This window comes from Agromyces binzhouensis, assembly GCF_004135055.1.
GTDB classification, from domain to species: Bacteria; Actinomycetota; Actinomycetes; order Actinomycetales; family Microbacteriaceae; genus Agromyces; species Agromyces binzhouensis.
Map to the genome: position 1 here is coordinate 1 of NZ_SDPL01000189.1, position 5,812 is coordinate 5,812.

Below are 5,812 nucleotides of genomic sequence, written 5' to 3' on the forward strand. Positions count from 1 at the left end.
CGGCGGCGCGGGGCTGCGGTCGTGGTCATGCCTCGATCGTCGTCGCGCGGGTCGTGCGGCACATCGGCCGGGCGGCTCGCGTCGCCTCGGCCGACCGGCCGAGGCGCCTCCGGCGTGCCGGCCTTCGGGCGCCCGATTGGACGAGATCGGGCGGTTCGCGTGGGTCACGGGCGCCCAATTTTGTCCGATGGTGGCGCATCCGGCGTGGGCGGCGCGCGCTCAGGGGCGGCGGCGGGCGAGGAGGGTCGAGTCGTGCACCTCCATGGCCTCGCCGTCGCGGACCGTCGTGCGCGGGCGCTGCTCGACGACGAGCGCCTCGAAATCCGCGGGGAGGCCCGGCAGCAGGTCCGCGGCGAGGAACATCGCGTCGCGGTGGCTCGCCGACAGGTGCGTGAAGGCGGCGGATGGCGCGTGCCCGACGACGAGCAGGTGCCCACCGGGCGCGACCGCGCCGGCGAGGCGGCGCACGACGTCGACCATGCCGTGATCCGGCGGGTGCAGGAAGTGCGTCGTCACGAGGTCGAACGACCGGCCGCCCGCGTCGAAGGTGCGGGCATCCACCTGCCACCAGTCGGTGCGGTCGGCGACGCCCGCCGCCTCGGCGTGCTCCGCGGCGCGGGCGAGGCCGTTGGCCGAGAAGTCGGCGCCGGTCACGCGCCATCCGCGCCGGGCCAGCCAGATCACGTCGCCGCCCTCGCCGCAGCCGACGTCGAGGGCCGTGCCGGGCACGAGGGCGGATGCCTCGGCGACGAGCTGCGCGTTCGGATTGCCGCTCCACCGGGCCTCGTCGCCCGAGTACGCCGCATCCCACGCGGGCGGCTCGAACATCTCGGCGGCGTCGTCGGCGTCGGCGTGCCCGTGCCCGTGCCCGTGCCCGTGGCGGTGATCGTGTCGGTGCTCGGTCATCGGAGTCCTCTCGGTCCTCCGTCAGCGTACGTCGACGTCAGCGTGCGTCGGCGTCAGCGTGCGTCGGCGGAACCGGACACGAGCCCGTCGAGCAGCCAGCCGAGGCCGCGCTCGAAGACCTCGTCGCCGCTCCACCGCGAGATCGGCTCGCTGAGCTCGGCGGTCACGCCGCCGAACCCCGACGCCCGTACGCGCCCGCGTCGACCACGCGCGACGGGGTCGGGGTCCTGCGTGCGCCCGGTCTCGAACGCCGCCGACCCGATGGTGTGCACGAGCAGCACCTGGAGCCCGGTCACGGCGGCGGCGCCATCCAGCCCGGCCTCGTGCAGCGCGCCGAGCGTGATCTCGCCGAGGCGCAGCGCGTTCGGGCCCACGGACTGGCGCACCAGGGCGAACGGCACGAGGTCGGGGTGGGCGAGCAGTTCCCGTCGGCTGTCGCGCATCACGCGCTCGATGCGGGCGCGCCATCCGTCGTCGGTCGGGGTCGCGACGCCGCCCAGCATCGCGTCGGTCAACTCGTCGACGAGCGCGGCCTTGTCGGCGACGTGGGCGTAGATGCTGTTCGGCGCCACGCCCAGCCGTTCCGCGACGCGTCGCATCGAGACCGCGTCGAGGCCCTCCGCGCGGAGCAGTTCCATCGCGGCGTCCGTGACCTGCTGCCGGGTGAGGCCCGCCCGTTGCCCTGCGGTTCGTCCCATGCGGGTATTGTACGCTGATCAATTCAGTTGTACACTGTCCAATATGAACGAGATCCTCCTCTTCCACCACGGCCAGGGACTCACCGACGGGGTCCTCGCATTCGCCGAGACGCTCCGCTCGGCGGGCCACCTCGTGCACACGCCCGACTACTACGACGGCAAGGTGTTCGCCACCCTCGACGAGGGCGTCGCGTACCGCGACGAGATCGGCATCCCCGAACTCGCGAATCGCGCGGTCGCGGCGGCCCAGTCGCTGCCGACCGACCTCGTGTACGCCGGCTTCTCACTCGGCACCGGCCCGGCGCAGCTGCTCGCGCAGACCCGCCCGGGCGCCCGCGGCGCCCTGCTGATGTCGGGCTGCCTCCCGTCCGCGGCCTTCGAGACGCCGTGGCCCGCGGGGGTCCAGCTCGCCGTGCACACGACCGAGCACGACCCGTGGGTCGACCTGGACATGGCCCGCGGGCTCGTGGCCGAAGCGAACGGCGTGCTCGAGCTCTACCCGGGGTCGGCGCACCTGTTCGCCGATCCGACGAGCGTCGACCACGACGCCGAGCTCGCGGCCGGGCTCGAGGCATCCGTCATCGCCTGGCTCGACGTCCTCGCCCGGTCGCGGCAGGCGGCGCGTGCCTAGCCGGTCGAGCGTGCCGGGCTGCTCTCCCGGGTCCGGCCGAGCGAGGGCGTGTTCGTCACCGCGACGAGGCGCGGGAACACGCTCCCGCTCCGGATCGGGAGCCGGATCGGGAGCGGGGAGCGGCGAGCGCGACCGCTGACTCGGCAGCCCCGTCGGGTTCGCAGGATGAGCCGGCGCATGGGTGCCCTGCGGGGTGGATGGCGCGTGTCATCCTGCGTTCTCATGGTGGGCCGGGCCCGGGACCGCGCAAGCCCGTCGAGTTCGCAGGATGAGCGCGCACACGGGTGCCGTGTGGGGTGGATGGCGCGTGTCATCCTGCGTTCTGTTGGCGGCCCGCGCCACCCGAGCGCATGGCCGCGTCGGGTTTGCAGGATGAGCCGCCGCATGGGCGACGTGCGGGGTGGATGGCGCGTGTCATCCTGCGTTCTCATGGTGGGCCGGGCCCGGGACCGCGCAAGCCCGTCGAGTTCGCAGGATGAGCGCGCACACGGGTGCCCTGCGGGGTGGATGGCGCGTGTCATCCTGCGTTCTGTTGGCGGCCCGCGTCACCCGAGCGCATGGCCGCGTCGGGTTCGCAGGATGAGCCGGCGCGTGGGCGCCGTGCGGGGTGGACGGCGCGTGTCATCTCGGACGGGACGGAAGGCCCGAGGGCGCCCGCGCGCCGTTGTTAGGTTCCGACGGGGGCCGCGCGTCGCTGCGCGGCCGGATGGGGGAGACATGTCCGAGGAGCCGACGCTGCACGAGTACCGACCGGGGAGCACCTTCCCGGGCGTGATCGGGCGCACGTTCGACGAATCGTCGCCGGCCTGGCCCGAGCCGAGGCGCGCGCGAGACGGCGCCCCGAACGTGCTGTTCATCGTCATCGACGACATGGGCTATGGGCAGCTCGGATGCTACGGCAGCCCGATCCGCACCCCGAACATCGACCGCATCGCGGCGAACGGCGTCCGGTTCGCGAACATGCACACGACCGCGCTGTGCTCGCCGTCGCGGACCTGCATCCTCACCGGACGCAACCACCACTCGAACCACATGGCAGCCATCACGGAGACCTCGACCGGGTTCCCCGGGTACGACGGCAACGTGCCGTTCGAGAACGGGTTCCTCGCCGAGATCCTGAAGGGCGAGGGCTACAACACCTTCGCGGTCGGCAAGTGGCACCTGACGCCCACCGACCAGACGACCGCGGCCGGACCGTACGACCGGTGGCCGCTCGGTCGCGGGTTCGAGCGCTACTACGGGTTCCTCGGCGGCGACACGCACCAGTACTACCCCGAGCTCACCCACGACAACCACCGCGTCGAGCCGCCGAAGACGCCGGAGGAGGGCTACCACCTCACCGAGGACCTCGTCGACCGGGCGATCACCTTCATCGCCGACGCGAAGCAGGTCGCGCCGAACAAGCCGTTCTTCACCTACTTCGCGACGGGCGCGATGCACGCGCCGCACCACGCACCGAAGGAGTGGACCGACCGCTACGCGGGCATGTTCGACGAGGGCTGGGACGTCTACCGCGAGCGCGTGTTCGCGAAGCAGAAGGAGCTCGGGCTCGTGCCCGCCGACGCGGAGCTGTCGCGGCACGATCCCGACGTGCAGGACTGGGACTCCCTCTCGGCCGACGAGCGCCGCCTCTACTCGCGCATGATGGAGGTCTTCGCGGGCTTCCTCGAGCACACGGACCACCACATCGGGCGGCTCATCTCGTTCCTCGAGGAGCTCGGCGAGCTCGACGACACGCTCATCATGCTCATCTCCGACAACGGCGCGAGCGCCGAGGGCGGCCCGACCGGGTCGATCAACGAGAACAAGTTCTTCAACTTCGTGCCCGACTCGCTCGAGCAGAACCTCGCCGCGATCGACGACCTCGGCGGGCCGAAGTACTTCAACCACTACCCGTGGGGCTGGACCTGGGCGGGCAACACCCCGTTCCGGCGCTGGAAGCGCGAGACGTACCGCGGCGGCATCAGCGACCCCTTCATGGTGCAGTGGACGAACGCGATCCCCGCCCGCGGCGAGATCCGCACCCAGTACGCGCACGCCATCGACATGGTGCCGACCGTGCTCGACCTGCTCGGCGTCACGCCGCCCGACTCGATCCGCGGGGTCACGCAGTCGCCGATCGAGGGCGTCAGCTTCAAGGACGCGCTGACCGATGCATCCGCCGCCTCGCTGCACACCACGCAGTACTTCGAGATGATCGGGCACCGCTCGATCTACCACGACGGATGGCGCGCCGTGTGCCCCTGGCCGGGAGCCTCGTTCGCCGAGTCCGGGCGCGCGTTCGGCGACCCGATCACGGCCGACGTGCTGCGCGAGCTCGACGCCGACGGCTGGGAGCTCTACCACGTCGCCGAGGACTTCGCCGAGAACCACGACCTCGCCGCGCAGTACCCCGACAAGCTGGTCGAGCTCATCTCGCTCTGGTACGTCGAGGCGGGCAAGTACAACGTCCTCCCGATCGACGGCCGCGGCCAGCAGCGGTTCGCCGAGCAGCGCCCGGTGATCGCGAAGGACCGCTCGCGCTACGTCTACTTCCCGCACACGTCGGAGGTCGCGGGCAGCGCTGCGCCGCGGCTCGTGAACCGCCCGCACACGATCAACGCGCTCGTCGAGATTCCGGAGGGCGGCGCCGAGGGCGTGCTGGTCAGCCAGGGCGGGGTCGACGGCGGCTACAGCCTGTACGTCAAGGACGGTCGGCTCGTCTACACGTACAACTACGTGGCGGCCGAGTACTTCCACATCACGAGCGACGCCGACGTGCCGACCGGCACGCACATCCTCAGCATGGAGTTCGCGCCGACGGGGCAGCCGAGCATCCGCGAGGGCAAGGGCACGCCCGCGACCGTCACGCTGTTCGTCGACGGCCAGCCGGTCGGGAGCGGCGACCTGCCGGTCACCATCCCGATCATGCTCGGGCTCGCCTCGGGCGTCTCGGTCGGCCTCGACGCCGGGGCGCCCCTGACGGATGCCTACACCGCGCCGTTCGCGTTCACCGGCACGATCGACCGCGTGGTGTTCGACGTGTCTGGCGAGCACATCGTCGACCACGAGGCGGAGCTGCGCGCGGCGCTCGCGCGCCAGTAGGCCGGCCGCGCCCGCGATTGGACGGAATTCGGCGCCCTCCGTGCCGCCGAGGCGCCGAATCTCGTCCAACCTGCGCGTCCGTCCGGCGCCCCGAACCAGGAATGGGCGGGAATCGGCGACGCCGGGGCGACCCGGCATCCCCTACGTGTTGGCGGAGATCGCGAGGCCGCCGAAGATGAGGATGAACATCGCGGCGAGGGCGCCGAGCGCGACGGCGACCCAGCCGATGATCACCGCGGCGAGGGCGAGCCCGCGGCCCTTCTCTCCCGTCGTCTTGATCTGCGACAGGGCGAGGTGCCCGAAGACCAGGCCGAGGATGATCGTGAACCAGACGGTCACGAACGCGATGATCGCGAAGACGTTCCAGCGGTCGGTCTGCGTGGTGGCGGGAGCAGTCATGGCGCGAGGCTAGCGCGGGGTGCGGCGCCGCGGCAGGGGCCGAAGGGCCCGCGGCGGCGCTCGGCATGCGGGAGGACCGTCCGCGCGGGTGCCG

The 5,812-nt window shown here is 72.1% G+C and carries 5 protein-coding genes; 2 read left to right on the forward strand and 3 right to left on the reverse strand.

From position 1 onward, the window contains the following. Window positions 1-219: 219 nt before the first annotated feature. Window positions 220-906, reverse strand: a complete 687-nt coding sequence (locus ESO86_RS10225) for a class I SAM-dependent methyltransferase (RefSeq protein ID WP_129234803.1) — start codon at window positions 904-906, stop codon at window positions 220-222. A 53-nt stretch (window positions 907-959) separates the two neighbouring features. Next, window positions 960-1,604 carry a TetR/AcrR family transcriptional regulator gene (locus tag ESO86_RS10230; RefSeq protein WP_129234804.1) on the reverse strand — a complete coding sequence of 215 codons (645 nt, stop codon included), beginning with the start codon at window positions 1,602-1,604 and terminating at the stop codon, window positions 960-962. A 43-nt stretch (window positions 1,605-1,647) separates the two neighbouring features. Here ESO86_RS10230 and ESO86_RS10235 point away from each other — a divergent pair, with 43 nt between their 5' ends. Next, window positions 1,648-2,235, forward strand: a complete 588-nt coding sequence (locus tag ESO86_RS10235) for a dienelactone hydrolase family protein (protein ID WP_129234805.1) — start codon at window positions 1,648-1,650, stop codon at window positions 2,233-2,235. Between the two features lie 717 nt (window positions 2,236-2,952). Next, entirely contained in the window at window positions 2,953-5,319 is a 2,367-nt protein-coding gene (locus ESO86_RS10240; RefSeq protein ID WP_129234806.1) for an arylsulfatase, read from the forward strand. Between the two features lie 141 nt (window positions 5,320-5,460). Here the strand turns inward: ESO86_RS10240 and ESO86_RS10245 are convergent, their stop codons facing one another. Continuing rightward, the gene (locus tag ESO86_RS10245; RefSeq protein WP_129234807.1) at window positions 5,461-5,718 is read right to left on the reverse strand and encodes a DUF4190 domain-containing protein; all 258 of its coding nucleotides are present in this window, start codon (window positions 5,716-5,718) and stop codon (window positions 5,461-5,463) included. Between the last annotated feature and the right edge of the window lie 94 nt (window positions 5,719-5,812).

Coding starts and splice junctions, on each gene's coding strand:
- ESO86_RS10235 (WP_129234805.1), top strand. CDS start 1,648: ATGAACGAGATCCTCCTCTTCCACCACGGCCAGGGACTCACCGACGGG.
- ESO86_RS10230 (WP_129234804.1), bottom strand. CDS start 1,604: ATGGGACGAACCGCAGGGCAACGGGCGGGCCTCACCCGGCAGCAGGTC.
- ESO86_RS10240 (WP_129234806.1), top strand. CDS start 2,953: ATGTCCGAGGAGCCGACGCTGCACGAGTACCGACCGGGGAGCACCTTC.
- ESO86_RS10245 (WP_129234807.1), bottom strand. CDS start 5,718: ATGACTGCTCCCGCCACCACGCAGACCGACCGCTGGAACGTCTTCGCG.
- ESO86_RS10225 (WP_129234803.1), bottom strand. CDS start 906: ATGACCGAGCACCGACACGATCACCGCCACGGGCACGGGCACGGGCAC.